General features: G+C 63.1%; 17 protein-coding genes and 1 pseudogene. All 18 read right to left on the bottom strand.

Features of this window, described 5'->3' with window-relative positions; all coding sequences use genetic code 11:
* Positions 1 to 295: pseudogene (locus Q0Z69_RS07995) on the bottom strand (aspartate carbamoyltransferase); the annotation flags it as partial.
* 13 nt (positions 296 to 308) lie between these two features.
* On the bottom strand, positions 309 to 944 hold the full coding sequence (pyrE, locus tag Q0Z69_RS07990) for an orotate phosphoribosyltransferase (protein WP_298031820.1): 636 nt from the start codon (positions 942 to 944) through the stop codon (positions 309 to 311).
* A 34-nt stretch (positions 945 to 978) separates the two neighbouring features.
* Positions 979 to 1,725, bottom strand: coding sequence for a TraX family protein (locus tag Q0Z69_RS07985; RefSeq protein ID WP_298031817.1), 747 nt, complete (start codon positions 1,723 to 1,725; stop codon positions 979 to 981).
* A gap of 3 nt (positions 1,726 to 1,728) precedes the next feature.
* Entirely contained in the window at positions 1,729 to 2,451 is a 723-nt protein-coding gene (gene pyrF, locus Q0Z69_RS07980; RefSeq protein WP_298031814.1) for an orotidine-5'-phosphate decarboxylase, read from the bottom strand.
* A complete protein-coding gene (locus Q0Z69_RS07975) occupies positions 2,448 to 3,359 on the bottom strand; it encodes a dihydroorotate dehydrogenase (protein WP_367272265.1) in 912 nt (303 codons plus the stop codon). The genes pyrF and Q0Z69_RS07975 overlap by 4 nt, the downstream gene beginning before the upstream one ends.
* A 95-nt stretch (positions 3,360 to 3,454) precedes the next feature.
* Complete coding sequence (locus tag Q0Z69_RS07970) at positions 3,455 to 4,204, bottom strand: dihydroorotate dehydrogenase electron transfer subunit (RefSeq protein ID WP_298031811.1); 750 nt, start codon at positions 4,202 to 4,204, stop codon at positions 3,455 to 3,457.
* Positions 4,201 to 5,490, bottom strand: a complete 1,290-nt coding sequence (locus tag Q0Z69_RS07965) for a dihydroorotase (protein ID WP_298031808.1) — start codon at positions 5,488 to 5,490, stop codon at positions 4,201 to 4,203. The genes Q0Z69_RS07970 and Q0Z69_RS07965 overlap by 4 nt, the downstream gene beginning before the upstream one ends.
* Positions 5,491 to 5,629: 139 nt before the next feature.
* Positions 5,630 to 6,274 (bottom strand): superoxide dismutase, encoded by a 645-nt coding sequence (locus Q0Z69_RS07960; RefSeq protein ID WP_298031805.1) that lies wholly within the window; start codon positions 6,272 to 6,274, stop codon positions 5,630 to 5,632.
* Positions 6,275 to 6,386: 112 nt separating this feature from the next.
* Entirely contained in the window at positions 6,387 to 7,133 is a 747-nt protein-coding gene (locus tag Q0Z69_RS07955) for a DUF134 domain-containing protein (RefSeq protein WP_298031803.1), read from the bottom strand.
* A gap of 133 nt (positions 7,134 to 7,266) precedes the next feature.
* Positions 7,267 to 8,994, bottom strand: coding sequence for a phospho-sugar mutase (locus tag Q0Z69_RS07950; protein ID WP_298031800.1), 1,728 nt, complete (start codon positions 8,992 to 8,994; stop codon positions 7,267 to 7,269).
* A 92-nt stretch (positions 8,995 to 9,086) separates the two neighbouring features.
* Positions 9,087 to 9,449, bottom strand: coding sequence for a hypothetical protein (locus Q0Z69_RS07945; RefSeq protein ID WP_298031797.1), 363 nt, complete (start codon positions 9,447 to 9,449; stop codon positions 9,087 to 9,089).
* A gap of 56 nt (positions 9,450 to 9,505) precedes the next feature.
* Positions 9,506 to 9,988 (bottom strand): 23S rRNA (pseudouridine(1915)-N(3))-methyltransferase RlmH, encoded by a 483-nt coding sequence (gene rlmH / locus Q0Z69_RS07940; RefSeq protein WP_298031794.1) that lies wholly within the window; start codon positions 9,986 to 9,988, stop codon positions 9,506 to 9,508.
* Positions 9,976 to 10,776: an MBL fold metallo-hydrolase gene (locus Q0Z69_RS07935; RefSeq protein WP_298031791.1), complete on the bottom strand. Its 801-nt coding sequence runs from the start codon at positions 10,774 to 10,776 to the stop codon at positions 9,976 to 9,978. The genes rlmH and Q0Z69_RS07935 overlap by 13 nt, the downstream gene beginning before the upstream one ends.
* Positions 10,777 to 10,927: 151 nt before the next feature.
* Positions 10,928 to 12,226 carry a UDP-N-acetylglucosamine 1-carboxyvinyltransferase gene (locus tag Q0Z69_RS07930; RefSeq protein ID WP_298031786.1) on the bottom strand — a complete coding sequence of 433 codons (1,299 nt, stop codon included), beginning with the start codon at positions 12,224 to 12,226 and terminating at the stop codon, positions 10,928 to 10,930.
* Between the two features lie 257 nt (positions 12,227 to 12,483).
* The gene (locus Q0Z69_RS07925) at positions 12,484 to 13,266 is read right to left on the bottom strand and encodes a hypothetical protein (protein ID WP_298031783.1); all 783 of its coding nucleotides are present in this window, start codon (positions 13,264 to 13,266) and stop codon (positions 12,484 to 12,486) included.
* Between the two features lie 464 nt (positions 13,267 to 13,730).
* A complete protein-coding gene (locus tag Q0Z69_RS07920; protein WP_298031780.1) occupies positions 13,731 to 14,993 on the bottom strand; it encodes a hypothetical protein in 1,263 nt (420 codons plus the stop codon).
* Positions 14,994 to 15,037: 44 nt separating this feature from the next.
* Positions 15,038 to 16,849, bottom strand: coding sequence for an ATP-binding protein (locus Q0Z69_RS07915; protein ID WP_298031777.1), 1,812 nt, complete (start codon positions 16,847 to 16,849; stop codon positions 15,038 to 15,040).
* Positions 16,850 to 16,967: 118 nt separating this feature from the next.
* Complete coding sequence (locus tag Q0Z69_RS07910; protein ID WP_298031775.1) at positions 16,968 to 17,678, bottom strand: response regulator; 711 nt, start codon at positions 17,676 to 17,678, stop codon at positions 16,968 to 16,970.
* Between the last annotated feature and the right edge of the window lie 6 nt (positions 17,679 to 17,684).

Raw genomic sequence — 17,684 nt, 5'->3', positions numbered from 1 at the left:
TGATGTCGGCGTAGCAGCTGACGGTGTGGATGGTGTCGCCCACTGTCTCGCCCTTGGCAGTGGAGCTGGAATTGGCGGAGGAGAAGCCCAGCACGCTGCCGCCCAGGGCCAGCATGGCGGATTCAAAGCTGAGACGGGTGCGGGTGGAAGGCTCGAAGAACAGTGTCGCCAGCTGTTTATGGGCGCAGGCGTTCTGGTATTTGGCGGGGTCGGCGATGATATCCTCCGCTGTGGCGATGAGCTGGTCGATCTCCTCCACGGAGAGGTCGACGACGTCGATGATGTTTCTTGGCATGGTATTCCTCCTCTCAGCTGATCCAACTTTCATCAGAGGGATCTGCACGGAACTTTTTCAGGCGCTCAATGTCCTCCGGGCGGATCTTGCCCTCCTCGGCGGCCACCTGGCAGACGGCGTCGAAGTTGGAGAGACTGTGATTGACGACGTTGGCGGCGGCCATGCGGTCCAGGCCCTTCTGCAGGCCATAGGTGAAGATGGACACGATGCCCAGCACCTCGGCGCCGGCCTCCCGCAGGGCCTCCACCACCTCGATGCAGCTGCCGCCGGTGGAGATCAGGTCCTCTACGACTACCACCTTCTGGCCCGGCTCCAGTTTGCCCTCGATGCGGTTCTGGCGGCCATGGTCCTTGCTGCCGGAGCGGACGTAGCCCATGGGCAGGCCCATGAGGTGGCCGCAGATGGCGGCGTGGGCGATACCGGCGGTGGAGGTGCCCATCAGGACCTCTACCGTGGGGTAGTGCTTGCAGATCAGGTCCACCAGGCCCTCCTCCACATGGGTGCGGACGGCGGGGGCGGTGAGGGTCAGGCGGTTGTCGCAGTAGATGGGGCTCTTGATGCCGCTGGCCCAGGTGAAGGGTTGGTCGGGCCGCAGAAAGACGGCCCCAATGGACAGCAGGTCATGGGCGATGGTACGTTCCAGTGACATATCGAAATTCTCCTTTCAGAAATGGTAGATTGATTCAGCCTAGGGAAAACAGAAGGTACAATATCAGCATATGGACAGGGTAAAAGGCATAAAAGCCGAGTTGCAGAGAACGGCTCTTGCTGCCCAGCTGGCCGTTGTACAGCCAGATGGGCAGCAGGGCAAATACCGCGAAGCCCTGAGCGGGGATCTCCCAGCCAAAAACGGGCAGCAGCAGGCCCTGGAAACCCACGATGTTCAGCAGCACCATGGCGGCGCTCTGGGCCAGCCATGCAGCTGGGAAGTCCCGCAGAGCATAGAAAGCCACCACGGTCAGCACGCCCCGCCAGCCGTAGTCCACCATGCCAATGATGCTCAGCAATAGAATGCCCAGCAGGGCCAGCGTGGACAGGACGATGGCTCTGGCCGTCCGTTCCCGCCGTGCCCGGTCGATGGCGGAGACCGCCAGCAGGCCCAGCAGCAGGGTGAACAGCACGTTCTGGTGGAAGGGGTAGAAGATCGTGCTGCCGTACATGAGGTCGAAGGGGATCTCGGAGAGCAGGGCGAACAGCAGCAGCCGCCTGGCGTAGCGCCTGCGGTCGTGGGAGTGGAAAAAGCCCTCGGAGATCTGGAAGGCGAAGATGGGAAAGGCCAGGCGGCCCACGCAGGTCATCCAGAAATTTCCGGGTATCAGGGTCGCCCACAGGTGATCCAGCAGCATGAAGAGTATAGCCAGGCACCGGAGCTGGTTGGCATTGATGCCGCCGAAGGGCTTGCGCCCCAGGGGAGAGGGACTTTCGTGCATGGCTCAGCCCAAAAAGTCCTTCACGGCCCGGCGATAGGCGGCCACAGGGTCTGCCGCCTGCGTGATGGGGCGGCCCATCACCAGATAGTCACAGCCGTTCTGCGCGGCATTGGCGGGGGTCATGATGCGCTTCTGGTCGCCCACGGCGCTGTCGGCAAAGCGGATGCCGGGGGTCACGGTGACGAAGTTCTCCCCGCAGCGCTCTTTGACCAGCGCCGCCTCCAGGGGGGAGCAGACCACGCCGTCCAGGCCGCAACTGGCGGCGTTTTTGGCGTAGGACATGACGGTTTCCGCCATGGGGACGTCGATGAGCAGCTCATTTTTCAGGGCGGCACCGTCGGTGGAGGTGAGCTGGGTGACGGCGATCAGCAGGGGTCTGCCGGAGCCCGGCTTGCAAGTGCCGTCGGGCTGGGTCAGGCCCGCCAGGGCGGCCTTCATCATTTCGCCGGCGCCGGCGGCGTGGAGGTTTACCATGTCCACATCCAGACGGCTCAGCACGCTCATGGCCCGCTTGACGGTGTTGGGGATGTCGTGGAGCTTCAGGTCCAGGAAGATCTTGTGGCCCCGGGCCTTGATGTCCCGGACGATCTGGGGGCCCTCGGCGTAGAACAGCTCCATGCCGATCTTCACAAAGGGCTTTTCTCCGGCGGGGAACTTGTCCAGGAAGGCCAGGGTATCTTCCTTGGTAGGGAAGTCCAGGGCGATGATAACGTCTTTCGCGCTCATTGATGTGCGCCTCCTGTCAGTTCAGAAATATGGGCCACGCCCAGCTTTTCGCAGAGGGCGGGCAGGTTTTCCACAATGGTCTTGCAGGCGTAGGGGTCTTTCAGGTTGGCGGCGCCCACCTCCACAGCGGCGGCGCCTGCCAGCATCATCTCCGCGGCGTCCTCGGCGGAGGAGACGCCGCCGCAGCCGATGATGGGGATGTCCACGGCCTCGTACACGTCCCACACCATCCGCAGGGCCACCGGGAACACAGCGGGTCCGGAGAGGCCGCCGGTGCGGTTGGCGATGACGGGCTTCCGGGACCTCAGGTCGATGCGCATGCCCAGCAGGGTGTTGATGAGGCACAATCCGTCGGCTCCCGCCCCGGCGCAGGCCCGGGCGATCTCCGCGATATCCGTGACATTGGGGGTCAGCTTCATGAACACCGGCTTTTTGGCCACGGCTTTTACGGCCCTGGTCACCTCGGCGGCGGCCTTGGGGTCGCAGCCAAAGTTTTTGCCCCCCGCGTGGACGTTGGGGCAGGAGATGTTCACCTCCAAAATGGCTACTTGGTCCACGTCGTTGAGCTTCCGGCAGTTCTCCGCGTACTCCTCAATGGAAAAGCCGCCCACATTGGCGATGACCGGGCCGTGGAAGAGCTTGGCGATGTTAGGGACCTCCGTTTCGATCACCGCGTCGATGCCGGGATTCTGCAATCCCACGGCGTTCAGCATCCCGCCCGCCGTCTCCGCGATGCGGGGCTGGGGATTGCCCAGCCGGGGCGCTCCGGTGGTGCCCTTCCAGGAGAAGCTGCCCAGAATGTCCAGGTCGTACAATTCGGCGTACTCCCGGCCATAGCCAAAGGTGCCGGAGGCGGGGATGATGGGATTTTTCAGTTCCACACCCGCCAGGGAGACAGTCATAGAAATGTTCAATGAAGATCACACTTTCGTTACAGGGCGCAAAGCCTTGTGCTCATAAAATTCTGGTAGCAAATTTAAAGTTCTTTTTGGTACTTTTTCTTTTAAGAAAAAGTATCCCATATGATCTCCTCCTTGTACAGGATGGGGCCGTCCTTGCAGACCCGCTTATAGCCGTTCTTCGTCGGCACGGTGCAGCCCATGCAGGCCCCGAAGCCGCAGCCCATCCGGGCCTCGAAGCTGAACTGGCCGTCCCGCAGCTGGGGGAGGCCGTGGACGGCCTTCAGCATAGGCAGGGGGCCGCAGGCAAGGACGTAATCGCACGCCGGCGCGGCCTGGATGCAGCTGGTGACGAAGCCGCGCGTCCCCAGACTTCCGTCCTCCGTGGCCACGGACAGGCGGCAGCCCAGCGCTTCAAATTCCTCCAAGTAGAAAGCGTCCGCCGCCATGCGGAAGCCCAGGGCCACCGTGGGGACGGTCCCGGCCTGAAGCATCCGCCGGGCCAGGCCGTACAGCGGCGCGACGCCGATGCCGCCGCCCGCCAGAATGGGATGCGCCCCGGCAAGGCTCCGGTCGAAGCCGTTGCCCAGGCCGCTCAAAACGTCCAGCTTTGTGCCGGGGGCCAGGTCCACCAGCTCCTGGGTTCCGCCGCCCACCACCTTCACCAGCAGCGTCAAGTCGGCACTGCTCCAGTCGCAGATGGAGATGGGCCGCCGCAGGAATTTTCCCGGCAGCTCGATGTTGACGAACTGCCCCGGCGCGGTGATGGCGGAGGTGTCGCCGGAGAGGAGCAGCTCATAGGTGTCCGCCGTCAGCGGGCGGATGCGTTCCAGCGTGAAGAGGGATTTTTTCATAGGATGTCCTCCTGGGCCTTCAGGTCGTGGTGGACGATCTCTCCGCCGCAGACGGTCATGGCGACGGCGGCAGAGACGCCCCAGCCTTCGAAGGGCGTGGCCCGGCCCAGGGAGCGGAAGGTCCGGCTGTCGATGACATGGGGCCGGTTCAGATCCAGCACCGTCAGGTCGGCCGGCTGGCCCTCGCCGATGACGCCGCCGGGCAGGCGGAAGATCCGCCGGGGATTGACGCACAGGGCTTTCAAAAGGACTTCCAGCGGCACGACACCGGTCTGGACCAGATTCGTATAGAGGATGGGGAAAGCGGTCTCCAATCCCACGATGCCGTTGAGGCTGTCCCGCAGGCCCCCGGATTTTTCCCCGGCGCTGTGGGGAGCGTGATCGGTGGCGATGCAGTCCACCGTGCCGTCCAGCAGGCCTGCGATGAGAGCGTCCCGGTCAGCGGCGGAGCGGATGGGGGGATTCATCCTGAAGCGGCCCTCGTCCAGCAGGTCCTCGTCGGTGAGCACCAGGTAATGGGGGCCGGTCTCGCAGGTGACCGGCAGGCCCTCGGCCTTGGCGGAGCGGACCAGGGCCACGCTCTCCTTGGTGGAGATGTGGCAGACGTGGTATTGGCAGCCGGTCTCCCGGACCAGCTGGATGTCCCGCTCCACCTGCTTCCACTCGCTGGCGGGATCGTTGCCGGGGAGGCCGTTCCGCCGGGCAAAGGCGCCGTCGTGAACGGCCCAGCCCTTGGTCAGCAGGCTTTCGTCCTCACTGTGAGCCACGATGGGCTTGTCCAGGGATTTGGCGAGAAGCATGGCGCGGCGCATCATGTCCCGGGACTGAACGCCCCGGCCGTCGTCAGAGAAGCCCGGCACATGAGGAGCCATAGCCGCCATATCGGACAGGGCCTCGCCCCGTTCGCCGCAGGTGATGGCACCGTAGGGATAGACGCGGACCTTGGCGTCCCGCCGGATCAGGTCCAGCTGGACCTGAAGAGACTCGGCGCTGTCCGGCACCGGCTTCAGGTTGGGCATGGAGCAGACGGCGGTGTAGCCGCCGGCGGCGGCCGCCGCCGTGCCGGAGAAGATCGTCTCTTTATAAGAAAAACCAGGCTGTCGAAGATGCACATGAACATCAACGAAACCCGGAACGATCAAATGGTTATGCAGTTCAATGACGGAAAAGCCTTCCTTGGGAAGGGAGGGAGAAACGGAAACAATACGGCCCTGGTCAATGGCGACATCCAGATCGTGAAAGCTGCCGTTCAAAAAAACAGCTCCGCCGGTCAACAGCAGACGCATAGGTGTTCTCCTTTCTGTTCGTTTTTACTTAACTTATAATATTATCGGAAAACTCTGCCTTTGTCAACGAGATTTCCCGGGGCGGGCATACAAAAAACAGGCCGGAGAGCGGCCCGTTTTTGACGTATCGCCATGTCACTCACGGCTGGGGACAGCGGGAGCGGCTGGCTGCGTGTTCGGCGTAGGTCTGTGAAACGCGGGGCCAGTCCACCAGCAGCCACCAGGCGTCAAAGTAATCCGCCCTGCGGTTCTGGTACTGCAAATAGTAGGCGTGTTCCCAAACGTCGCAGCACAGAAGGGGGAACAGGGGAAGGGGCGTGTCCTGGTTGGGTGTTTTCTGAATGGACAGTCTGCCGTCGCAGTCGCTGACCAGCCAGGCCCAGCCGGAGCCGAACTGTCCCAGGGCGGCGGCCTTCATGGCGGACTTCAAGGCCACCACATCTCCAAAGTCCCGGGCCACGGCGTTCGCCAGCGCGCCGGAGGGCGTGGAGGCTGGGGTGGGGGCCAGGGTTTTGAAGTACAGATCGTGATTATACACGCCGCCTGCGTTGTTGCGGACGCCCTGGCGAATGTCCTCCGTCAGCTCCGGCCAGTCCTGGCACAGCTTTTCCAGAGACCAGGTGTGATATTCCGGGTGCCCCTCCAGCAGCTTGTTCAGATTATCCACATAAGCGGCGAAGTGCTTGTCATGGTGGAAGAGCATGGTTTTCTCGTTCAGCTCCGGCGCCAGCGCATCATAGGCGAAGGGCAGGGGCGGCAGGGTAAAGGGATAATGGGCTTCCATAGCGGTCATCCTTTCCGGTCAATATTGCGGAGCTAGTATATGCAGAAAGAATGCAGATTATGGGCGGCCTCTGTATAAAAGAGCTGGAACGCATGCGTTCCAGCTCTTTTTGTCATTCTCCGCAGTGGTGGCCGCAGCTGTGGTCATGCTCCCCGCAGCCATGGCCGCCGCAGGCGTGGCCCTCTTCGCCGTGATGGTGGTCGCAGGTGGCCGCGTCGGCGTATTTCAGCGTGCCGGTCAGCAGGTCGGTGACGCACTGGTCCGCGCTGCCGGAGCAGCCGGCGTACAGCTGGATACCGGCTTCCGCCAGAGCCATCTGGGCGCCGGGACCGATGCCGCCGCAGATCAGGCAGTCCACGCCCCGTTCCTTCAGAAAGCTCGCCAGGGCGCCGTGGCCGCTGCCGTTGGTAGGGTAGATCTCGGAGGACACCAGCATGCCGCTGACGATGTCGTAGATCTTGAATTGCTCCGTGTGGCCGAAATGGCCGTAGACGGTCCCGTTTTCATAAGTGACTGCAATTTTCATAGTGCTGCATCCTTTCTGCTTTTGGGAGGAACAGCCTCCGTTCTGGCGGCAGAGGGCATAGCTTCCGCCGCTGATCCGCAGCGGCCGGCCCTCCACCAGAAACACCGACAGCTTGTGCCTGGCCTGGGCGTAGATCCGCTGGACCGTGGCCCGGGCGACCCCCATCTGGGCGGCGGCCTCTTCCTGGGTCAGGCCCTGGAAATCCATCAGCCGGATGGCCTCATACTCCTCCACGGCCAGCACCACCGGCTCGCTCCGCGCGGGCTGCTCCGGGGAAAAGCGGCAGTGGTCGGGCATGTGGCACACCCGACGGCATTTGGCGCTGCGCGGCATTCCAGTCCCTCCTTTTTATTTTGAGCATATGCTCATTATATACCAACGGCGGCAGCTGTCAAGGGAAATCGCCAGAGCTGTAAAAACAGCGCCGGAGGGCTATCCTCCGGCGCTGTGTCAGACAGTGGAAAATTTACTTTTTCAGGGTCTCGACCCAGGCGCTGTACTTGGCCACGTTGGCAGCCGCATCAGCGGCGTCCCTGCCCTGGGTCAGGATATAGACCTTGATCTTAGGCTCGGTGCCGGAGGGCCGGACGATGACGGAAGTGCCGTCCGCCATTTCGAACCGCAGCACGTTGGAGCCGGACAGCTCCATGGCGCTCTTTTCGCCGGTGGCGCAGTCCAGAACGGAGCCGTCCTGATAGTCCTTGAACACGGCGACCCTGACGCCGGAGATCTCGGCGGGGCGGTCCTCCCGGAGGGACTTCATCAGATTGGCCATGTCCTTCAGGCCATCCAGGCCGGGCATCACCAGATTGCAGGTCTTTTCGGCGAAATAGCCGTATTTTTCGTAAAGAGCGTCCAGCGCGTCGGCCAGGGTCTTTCCCTGGGCGGCGTACCAGGCGGCCATCTCCGTCAGGGCCAGAGCGGCGGTGACGGCGTCCTTGTCCCGGACGTAGTCGCCCAGCATGTAGCCGTAGGACTCCTCATAGGAGAAGATGACTTTGCCCAGGCCGTGTTCCTCCAGGTAGTCCTTCTTCTCCGCCAGGAACTTGAAGCCGGTGAAGGTGTCGTAGCACTGGAGACCGTTGACCTCGGCCACCTTGCGGGCCATCTCGGTGGTGACGATGGTCTTTAAAGCCACGGGCTTCTCAGGCATTTTGCCGGTGCGCTGTTTGGCACCGATGAGGTAGTCCAGCAGCAGCACGCCGGTCTGGTTGCCGGAGATGACCTTGAAGTCCCCGTCCTTCGTGCGGACCATGATGCCCACCCGGTCGGCGTCGGGGTCGGAGCCGAGGATGAAGTCGGCGCCTTCCTTCTTGGCGATGTCCACAGCCAGATAGAAGCCCTCGGGATTTTCCGGGTTGGGGGAGACCACGGTGGGGAAGTCGCCGTCGATGACCATCTGCTCCGGCACGCAGATCAGGTGCTTGATGCCCAGGCGCTTCAGGGCCTCGGGGATCAGCTTGTGGCCGGTGCCGTGGAAGGGGGTGTAGACCAGCTTGAAGGTGTCCGCCACCTTGGCCACGGTCTCCGCGTCGTTGACCTGCTCCATGACGTTGGCGAGGAACTTCTCGTCGGTCTCCGCGCCCAGGACCTCGATGAGGCCGGCCTTTACCGCCTCATCATAATCCATGGTCTTGATATCATTGAAGATGTCGATCTCGCCCAGCCGCTTGGCGATAGCGTCGGCGTGGCGGGGGGGGAGCTGGGCACCGTCCTCCCAGTAGACCTTGTAGCCGTTGTACTCCTTGGGATTATGGCTGGCGGTGACGTTGATGCCCGCCTGGCAGTGGTATTCCCGGACGGCGAAGCTCAGCTCAGGAGTGGGCCGCAGGGACTCGAAGATGCGGACATGGATGCCGTTGGCGGCGCAGACCTGGGCGGCGGCCCGGGCAAACTCCATGGAGTGGTTGCGGCAGTCCATGCAGATGGCCACGCCCCGGTCCTTGCCCGCCTGGCCCTCGGCGGCGATGACGTCGGCAAAGCCCTGAGTGGCCCAGCGGATGACGTGGATGTTCATGTTGTGGAGGCCCACATACATGGTGCCCCGCAGGCCGGCGGTGCCGAATTCCAGAGGGCCGTAAAAGCGGGCTTCGATCTCCTTGGGATCATCCTTGATGGCCTCCAGCTCGGCGTGCTCCTCGGCGGACAGGGCAGGGCTTGCCAGCCACTTTTCGTATTCCTTCATGAAGTCCATTTTCGATTCCTCCTACAAAAAATTATGTAAACTTGATGGCGCAGTGAAACACAGAACAGGCGCGGAGCTGTCTGCACGCTGGGGGCATCTTTCTAAAGGGGACGCCAGTTCTTCCAGTCTGTGGTGAAGTCGCAGTCCGGGCAGGCATAGGGGATGAAGAGGTCGATGAAATACCACCGGCCCGGCCACCTGCGGCGGATAGGCCGCCCACAGAAAGGGCAGCGGCCGGTCAGAAAACTGAAGACCGCACCCGCCGCAAGCGATACAATGGCAGCGACCAGGAAAAAGGGGGAACAGAAACCAGTGACGGCTTCAGCGCAGAGCGCGGCAATTGCCAGCAGAAAACACAGATTCCGGAGCAGGCATTTGCGGTGAAAACTCTGTGCGGCTTCACATTTGTCTGCGTAGGTCATGGATATGTCCTTGCGAGGGCCATCAGGATAATCAATTTTCATGCGCATACCTCTCTTGGTGTTATGTAAATCTTTCAAAAGCCTGCCGGGATATGCCGCTATTTGTGGTATCTGCTCCCGGCGTTGATCTGGTAAGCCCGGTAGATCTGTTCCAGCAGCATGACCCGGGCCAGATGGTGGGGGAAGGTCATGGGGGACATGGACAACTGCGCCCAGGCCTCCGCCTTGATGGAGGGGTGCAGGCCGAAGGAGCCGCCGATCAAAAACACCAGATGCTTTTCGCCCCGGTTGGCCCATGTGGCTATGAGCTGGGCCAGCTCTTCGCTGGAGCGCATCCGGCCCTCCACGCACAAAGCGATGACGCTGGCGGACGGCGGCAGCTTGGCCCGGATGGCGCCGGCCTCCTTGGCCAGGGCGGATTCGATCTGGGCGGGAGAGGGGTCCTCCGGCAGCCGTTCCTCCGGCAGCTCCAAAACGTTCAGCTTGCAGTACCGGCTCAGCCGCTTGACGTATTCCGCCGCGGCGTCGGCGTAAAATTTTTCCTTTAGCTTTCCTACGCAGAGCACAGTCACTTTCTGCATACGGACCTCCGGCGGACAGGATGGGGGCCGCTCATGGCGTCCCGGGGAGCCACGGACAGGGCGGGGAAGAGGCCCGCGGCGGACAGCGCCGTCTCCACGGCGTTCTGGGCCATGGCGGGAGTGTTGTTCTCCCGGCTCAGGTGGGCCAGGATGATCTCCGACGCGCCGGCTTCCGCCAGCGTGACGGCGAACCGGGCGGAGGCCTCATTGGAGAGGTGCCCCTCCTCGCTCAGGATGCGTTTTTTCAGATAGTAGGGATAGGGGCCGCTGCGGAGGGCCTCCACGTCGTGGTTGGCCTCCAGCACCGCCAGATCCACGCCGGGCAGGATATCCGCCGCCTCGTCGGTGACATAGCCGGTGTCCGTCAGAATGCCGACGCCGCCGTCGGCGGTGTCCAGCCGGAAGCCGCAGGAGCCGGGAGCGTCATGGGAGGTGGGGACGGCAGTGATGGTGAAGCCCTCCAGCGGGACGCTCCGGCAGAGAGGCAGTTCCTGGAGCCGGTCCTCCAGGCCCGCCAGCCGGTAGGTCAGGCCCCGGCCGGTCTGGGCGGAGGCCAATACCGGACAGGCCGTGCGCTTCAGCAGAGTTGGGAGGCCGCCGATGTGGTCGGTGTGGGTGTGGGTGATGAGCACGGCGGAGAGCGTGTCCAGGGCCAGCCCCAATTCCCGGAGGCCGGCGGTGATGCGGCGGCAGGAGATGCCCGCGTCTACCAGCAGATGGATATCTCCGCAGGAGACCAGCAGCGCGTTGCCGGAGGAGCCGCTGGCCAGGGTATGTACGGTGGTCAAGAAAAATACCTCGCTTTTTCGCTTTCTAAAAAGTCTCTGGGCAATTTTGGAAGGCCCGGTCTAAAAAACGTCCGCGAAGGAGGCCGTCAACGAAAGTTGCCATCCTCCATTGCGGACGTTTGGTCATCTTGATTTAAATAATGGGAGACTGTTATCCGATCTGGGCAGTTATGGCCTCTTCATCCGCTTCCTCCACGGAGCGAATATCCGCGCCCAAGGCCCGGAGCTTGGAAACGATGTCCTCATAGCCCCGCTCGATATATTGGACCTGGGTGATCTCGCTCTGGCCGTGGGCCGCCAGAGCGGCGATGACCAGAGCGGCTCCGGCCCGCAGATCGTAGGCCTGGATGGGCGCGCCGGTGAGATGGTCCACGCCCTCCACCACGGCGGTCTTGTCGTCCACCTGGATGCTGGCGCCCATGCGCTTCAGCTCGTCCACATAGCGGTAGCGGCTGCTCCACACACCTTCCGTCACCAGAGAGGTGCCTTCCGCCAGGGAGAGGACCGCCGTGATCTGGGGCTGCATGTCGGTGGGGAAGCCGGGGTAGGGCAGGGTCTTGATATTGGTGCGGTGGAGTCTGCCGGTGCGGCGGACCAGCAGGGTATCGCCGTTCTCCTCCACCTCCACGCCGCATTCCTGCAATTTGGCAGTGATGCAGTCCATGTGCTTGGGAATGATATTCTTCACCAGCACCTGGCCGCCGGTGGCGGCCACGGCGGCCATGTAGGTGCCCGCCTCGATCTGGTCGGGAATGATGGCGTAGCTGCCGCCCCGAAGCCGCTCCACGCCGTGGATCTTGATGGTGTCGGTCCCGGCGCCCCGAATGTTGGCGCCCATGGAGTTGAGGAAGTTGGCCAGGTCCACGATGTGCGGCTCCTTGGCGGCGTTTTCAATGACGGTGTTGCCCTCGGCCATGACGGCGGCCATCATGATGTTCATGGTGGCGCCCACGGAGACCACGTCCAAGTAGACGCTGGCGCCCTTCAGGCTGCCGTTTTCCACGAAGGCGTGGATGAAGCCGCCCTCTACCACCACCTTGGCGCCCAAGGCCGTGAAGCCCTTCACGTGCTGGTCGATGGGACGTACCCCGCCGAAGTTGCAGCCGCCGGGCATGGCGACTTCTGCCCGGCCGAAGCGGCCCAGCAGCGCGCCGATGAGATAATAGGAGGCGCGGATCTTCCGAGCCAGCTCGTAGCTGGTCCGGGTGGAGCGGATGTGGCTGCAGTCGATCTCCACGGTGTGGGGATTGATGGAGCGGATGCCCGCTCCCAGCTGCTCCAGGATCTTCAGGCTCATGGTGACGTCTGAGATCTGGGGAATGTTCTCGATGCGGCACACGCCGTCCACCAGCAGGGCGGCAGGAATGATGGCCACAGCGGCATTTTTGGCGCCGCTGATCTCTACTTCTCCAAACAGGGGTTTTCCACCCTGAACGATATATTTTGTCAAAATCTTGACCCTCTCTTCAAGATACTTTCCGGCGGCAAAGACAGCTTTTGTAAAAGAAGTTTGCCCGCCCGGCGGCGCTTCATACCCGCCGAAAGGCGGCGGGGCAAATTTTTGCCCGGCGAAGCGGATACCCGCTGCGGCCGGCCCGCGGCAGACTCTTTCGATGCCGCCGGACAGCACGGCCTAGCGTACATCAGTAGCATACCACACTCCGCCAGAAATTGCAAACCCTTCCTGACGGCGCACCGGGAAAGCCGTCATCCGGCGCTGACCGTGCCGGTGATGCAGTTTACATAATATTTTGCGGTGTCTGTGACGACGCACCAGGCGGGCGTCAGGGACATGGAGACGGCGGTGGAGCTTTGCAGCTCATAGCAGGGGTACAGCTCCGTCACGGCGGAGACCACGGCGCCGCTTTCCCGCCGCATTTTTTGGAAGGCGGTCAGGGCCGCGGCCGCGGAGAGCGGCGCCTGCTCCATGGGGGCGGCGGAGCCGGTCTGGGGCAGGAGCGTGCCGCTGACTCTGACTGGCCGCCCGTCCCGCAGCGTGAAGGTGACGGAGCAGTTGAACACCGGCAGGTCCCCGTGGCGCTGGACGGCGGTGGCGGAGCCACTGCTGTTGCCGGTCTGCTGAAGTTCCGGCTGGCTGTAATAGAATTTCTTGCAGAAGGAAGAAATCTCCTCCGCCTTCAAGGCGCTGGCCTCGCTCAGGTCCGCGTCGAAGCTGCCATTGGAACGGAACAGCACGCTGCCGGCGGCGTTGGCGTATTCATAGATGCCGCCGCCCTGGTCGACGGCGGTGACGGAGCCGCCCAGCAGAAAGACGGCGGCCTGCTGCTCCAGGGCGGTGTCCCGCTCCAGGGTGCGGCGCTCCGGCGGCGACTGGCTGGAGATGGCGTCCCGGTCCAGGGCGATGCCGTCGGCGGCGAAGAGGGCGACGAGCTGCGTTTCCGCCTGACGGCGGGCGGTCCGCTCCGCCTGGCTCCGGGAGGCCAACGACACCAGCAGAAAGGCGTTCACCAGCGCCAGGATCAGGATCATGATGTTTTTCAGACGATACCGTTCCAGGGCCGGTCACGCTCCTTTCTGGGAGAACCCGTATTCACAAGCGTTAAACGCCGGATGGGCGAGGAATCTTTCCGGCAGGCAGGGCGCTTTGACGCAGGAATACTATGTGTATTTTAAGGAAAAGCACTGTCAATGGATAAAGGGCAGCACGCCTGCCAGCGGCAAAAATCAATGCTGGCAGGTCCTTCGGAGTTTTTCGGGAGCAGATTCGGCGGCTGGTAAGGCAGACGAGGCCGCCGGGGCTGTCTGGCATCTTACCGCCAAGTCTGCCGAGGCCCGTTCCCTTGGGCCGAGGCTGCCGCCCGGCAACGGGGATAACGCCGCCAGCCGCTCAAGATGCCCCGAAAAACCGTGTTGTCCTCTGTCCACTGAGGATTGCGCAGTATGGCGGGAAAGGACCCACACAGACGGCGTTTAACGCTTGTGAATACGGATTCTTAGTCGGACAGCCACACAGCGCTGACCGTTCCGCCGCTGTCGGCATAGCCGATGGACAGCTCCGCACCGGGGATCTGGGCGGCGATAGCCAGGGCCTGCCGCAGGGGCAGCAGCATGGAGGCGGTATCCGAGGCAGTATACTGCCGCAGGCGCAGCTCCAGAGCGGAGACCACGGCTTCCGACAGCGTGACCCGGGCGGCGCTGCCGCCGTCGGCAAAGCGGATGGGAACGCCGTTCACCTGATAGCCGAAGGTCAGCACAGTGATGGAGCCATTCTGGCTGATGCTCTGCAAATAGAGCGAGGCGTCTCCGGGAGCAGACAGGGTCCCCAGCAGGGACCATACGCCGGTAACGGCCTCCTCCAGTGTGGGAACGTCCCCGGCGCTTTTGACCGACAGGCTGGCATCGCCGCCGCTCTGATAGTGGATGATGCCGTCGGTGCGGACCCGCAGGGAGCGGTCCCCTTCATAGACCACCTCGGTGCCGTCCGGCTCCTGATAGCGGTTTTTGGTGTAGGGATTGAAGCGCAGGGCGCTGAGCAGGGCGTCGGTGTCGGCGATGGAAGCGGAGCCTTCCAGCACCGGCAGCGCCGGTTCCGACTCCAGGAACAGGGAGTAAAGAGCCACGTCTTCGCAGTGGAGGGTCGGGTCGGTATTGTCGAAGGCGAACATGGCATTGCCCAGCTCATAGTGGCTGACAGCGGACTCCAGGCTTTCCACCGACAGGGCGGTGGTACAGCGGAGATAGGCGGAGGCTCCGTCCCACAGGTACAGGAGCACGCTGTCGTTCTGGGCGGACACTACCAGGCGGCGGGCGGAGATATCGTCCTCGCCGGCGGCGCCGCCCACCAGCTCCGCCAAGACGGAAAGGGGCAGCGGCTCCAGAAAGTCATAGTAGACGGAGGTTCCCTTCAGGGCGGCGGCGAAGGACTGAGGATCGCAGGCCGTGTAGGTTCGGGCAGAACCGAGCACCTCGCCCAGCAGGCGGTCCAGGGACTCAAATTCCGCGTCCGCTGTGGACAATGTCACGTTGCCGTACCGGCCGTAGGGGCCGGTGACGGCAACCCGCACCGGAGCGGCCAGACCGCTGGTCTGGCTGTGCTCGGCGCCGCTGGTCCGGGAACCGGCGGACAGGAAGCGGAGATAGCCGGCCTCGGCACCCAGGTTGTAGATCTGGGTCTGGGCGAAGAGAAAGACCGCGGCGACCGACAGCAGGGCGATGACGATATTCTGAATGAAGTCCCGGCGTTTTTTCGCGTCCATGCAGACCTTTCCTTCCCAGTGCTTCTTCGTCATTATCAGGATTATCAGGCGTGGGCAGCGCCGCCCCGCTCTTGAGAGATGGGCAGGGTCAGCCGGATGGTGGTGCCGGGCCCCTCGTGGGGCATGATGGCAAGGCTGCCCTGGTGGCGCTGCACGATCTCCTTGGCGATGGAGAGGCCCAGGCCCGTGCCGCCGGATTCCCGGGAACGGGCCTTATCGACCCGGTAAAAGCGGTCAAATATGCGCTCCCGGTCTTTTTCCGGGATGCCGATGCCGTCGTCGCAGACCTCCATCCACACGGAGTCCCCGGCCGTTCCGGCGGTGACGCGGATGTGGCCGCCGTCGGGGGTATATTTGATGGCGTTGCCCAGAATGTTCATCATCACCTGCTCCAGGCGGCTGCGGTCTCCCACGATGAGGGGCAGGCTCTCCTCCGGGGCATAGACCAGCTCGTGGCCCCGCTGCCGGGCGGCCAGGGCGTTGGCCCGGGTCACGCTTTCGATGGCGTCCCCGAAGGGGAAGCGGGAGAGCACCAGCTCCGCATTGCCCGCGTCCAGGCGGCTGAGCGTCAGCAGGTCCTGGACGATGTGGGTCATGCGGTCGGTCTCCGTGATGATGATGTCCAGAAAGCTGTTGGAGGTCTCCCGGGGAATGTCCCCGTTGGCGTCCCGCAGTGTCTCGGCATAGCTGCGGACATTGGTCAGCGGGGTCCGCAGCTCGTGAGACACATTGGCCACGAACTCCTTCCGCCGCTCCTCGTTGCGGTGGTGCTCCGTCACATCGTGGAGCAGGATCAGCACGCCGCCCTGGGTCTGGTCGGAGAAGGGCGCCAGATACAGCTCCAGCGTCCGGTCCTCGACCCGCATCTCGCTCTCAGTGTGGTTGGGCCGCTGAAGGGCCAGCACCTCCTGGAAGGAGACGTCCAGCTCCCCGAACAGCTCGTCATAAGAGCAGGTGTCGGGGATATCCCGGCGCAGCATCTCCTTGGCGGCGGGATTGCAGTGGATCAGGCACCCCTCGTGGTCGAAGGCCGCCACGCCGTCGGTCATGTGGAGGAACAGGGTATCCAGCTTGTTCCGCTCGTTTTCCACAGCGGCCAGGGTGGATTGCAGCACGCCGGCCATCTCGTTGAAGGTGCCGGTGAGGATGCCGATCTCGTCGGTGGATTCCACCGGCAGGGCGCTTTCAAAATCGCCGGCGGCGACCCGCTCGGCGCCGGCGGTCAGCTTTTCAATGGGGCCTACCATGGTCTTGGACAGCAGGAAGCTCAGCAGCACGGAGATCAGCAGGCCGATGACCAGCGCCTGCATGATGATGAGCACCAGCTGGCTGTTCAGGCCGGAGACGGTATCCTTGTTGTCCAGGATATAGATGATAAAGGCGTTGCCGCCGCCCATGATGGGGATGGCCACGTCCATATAGTCGGCGGTGATATTGCTCTGGTCGCCCACGGTGGTCTCGTCTCCCTGGACCACGGCGTTGCGGGCGGTCAGCAGGTTGGCGCTCTGCTCCCGGGGCAGCACGGCCTCGCTGGCGGTGCCGGTGATATAGGCCCCGGTGGAGCCATCCAGGATGAAGCAGTTGCGGGTATTGTAATCAATGCCCAGCGAACCGCCCACGGTGACCTCCAGCATGTCCAGGATGCGGGCCGCGCCGTCCTCCTGGGCGGCCTCGCTGCGCAGGGAGGCGACAAATTCCCGCTTCTCCGCACCAAATACGCCGTTCATCTGCTGATAGAAGGAATCAATGAAGAAGCTGGTGACGCTGGTGGTCAAAAACGCGCCCACCACCGCCATCAGAGAGGTGATCAGGAGCAAAAGGATCAGCGTCAGCTTCATATGCAGGCTTCGGAACATGACAAACCTCCCGTCATCAGGAGTCAGAAATGAAAATTAGGCAGCTCAGACGACCCCCCAATGAACGATGTCACTGGGGATGGGGGTCAGGAGGGGGACTTGTCCACCTCCCATGCCCTCACACGGAGAAGTAATAGCCCGCTCCCCGCCGGGTCAGGATGAACACCGGATTGGCGGGGTCCGCTTCGATCTTTTCGCGGAGGCGGCGGACGGTCACGTCCACAGTCCGCACGTCGTCGCCCACATAGCCGTAGTTCCACACCTGCTCCATCAGGTCGACCCGGGAATACACCTTGTTGGGGTGGCTGGCCAGGAAGGTCAGCAGCTCATATTCCCGCTGGGTCAGGTCGATGGCCTTGCCGCCCCGAAAGACCTGGTGACTGTCGGTGTTGATGGACAGGTCCCCGGCCACGGGCATGGCGCTGGCGGCGGCAGTGGCCGCGGCAGGAGCCGCCATGGCGGTGCGGCGGATGTTGGCCCCCACCCGGGCGATCAGCTCCCGCATGGAAAAGGGTTTGGTGATATAGTCGTCGGCGCCGATCTCCAGGCCTAACACCTTGTCGGCCTCCTCCTCCCGAGCGGTGAGGATGATGACAGGCACGTTGTCCCCCTCCTGTCGGAGGGCGCGGCATACGTCGAAGCCGTTCATCTTCGGCAGCATCACATCCAGCAGGATCAGGTCCGGCTTTTCGGCGCGGGCCTTGCTGAGGCCGTCTTCGCCGTCATAGGCCTCGCTGGTGAGATAGTGCTCCCGCTGCAGATTGAACCGCAGGATGTCCACGATGTTCTTTTCATCCTCCACAATGAGGACGGTTTTCTGGTTGTCCATAGGGAA

Source organism: uncultured Dysosmobacter sp., assembly GCF_947631165.1.
GTDB lineage: Bacteria > Bacillota > Clostridia > Oscillospirales > Oscillospiraceae > Oscillibacter.
This window is presented reverse-complemented; position numbering and strand designations above follow the sequence as displayed.

Bases quoted from the DNA above. Each gene is read 5' to 3' on its own strand.
- Q0Z69_RS07910 (WP_298031775.1), bottom strand. From the start codon at position 17,678: ATGGACAACCAGAAAACCGTCCTCATTGTGGAGGATGAAAAGAACATC.
- Q0Z69_RS07955 (WP_298031803.1), bottom strand. From the start codon at position 7,133: ATGCCGCGCAGCGCCAAATGCCGTCGGGTGTGCCACATGCCCGACCAC.
- pyrE (WP_298031820.1), bottom strand. From the start codon at position 944: ATGTCACTGGAACGTACCATCGCCCATGACCTGCTGTCCATTGGGGCC.
- Q0Z69_RS07920 (WP_298031780.1), bottom strand. From the start codon at position 14,993: ATGGACGCGAAAAAACGCCGGGACTTCATTCAGAATATCGTCATCGCC.
- Q0Z69_RS07985 (WP_298031817.1), bottom strand. From the start codon at position 1,725: ATGCACGAAAGTCCCTCTCCCCTGGGGCGCAAGCCCTTCGGCGGCATC.
- Q0Z69_RS07965 (WP_298031808.1), bottom strand. From the start codon at position 5,490: ATGCGTCTGCTGTTGACCGGCGGAGCTGTTTTTTTGAACGGCAGCTTT.
- rlmH (WP_298031794.1), bottom strand. From the start codon at position 9,988: ATGCAGAAAGTGACTGTGCTCTGCGTAGGAAAGCTAAAGGAAAAATTT.
- Q0Z69_RS07970 (WP_298031811.1), bottom strand. From the start codon at position 4,204: ATGAAAAAATCCCTCTTCACGCTGGAACGCATCCGCCCGCTGACGGCG.
- Q0Z69_RS07950 (WP_298031800.1), bottom strand. From the start codon at position 8,994: ATGGACTTCATGAAGGAATACGAAAAGTGGCTGGCAAGCCCTGCCCTG.
- Q0Z69_RS07915 (WP_298031777.1), bottom strand. From the start codon at position 16,849: ATGTTCCGAAGCCTGCATATGAAGCTGACGCTGATCCTTTTGCTCCTG.
- Q0Z69_RS07945 (WP_298031797.1), bottom strand. From the start codon at position 9,449: ATGAAAATTGATTATCCTGATGGCCCTCGCAAGGACATATCCATGACC.
- pyrF (WP_298031814.1), bottom strand. From the start codon at position 2,451: ATGAGCGCGAAAGACGTTATCATCGCCCTGGACTTCCCTACCAAGGAA.
- Q0Z69_RS07925 (WP_298031783.1), bottom strand. From the start codon at position 13,266: ATGATCCTGATCCTGGCGCTGGTGAACGCCTTTCTGCTGGTGTCGTTG.
- Q0Z69_RS07960 (WP_298031805.1), bottom strand. From the start codon at position 6,274: ATGGAAGCCCATTATCCCTTTACCCTGCCGCCCCTGCCCTTCGCCTAT.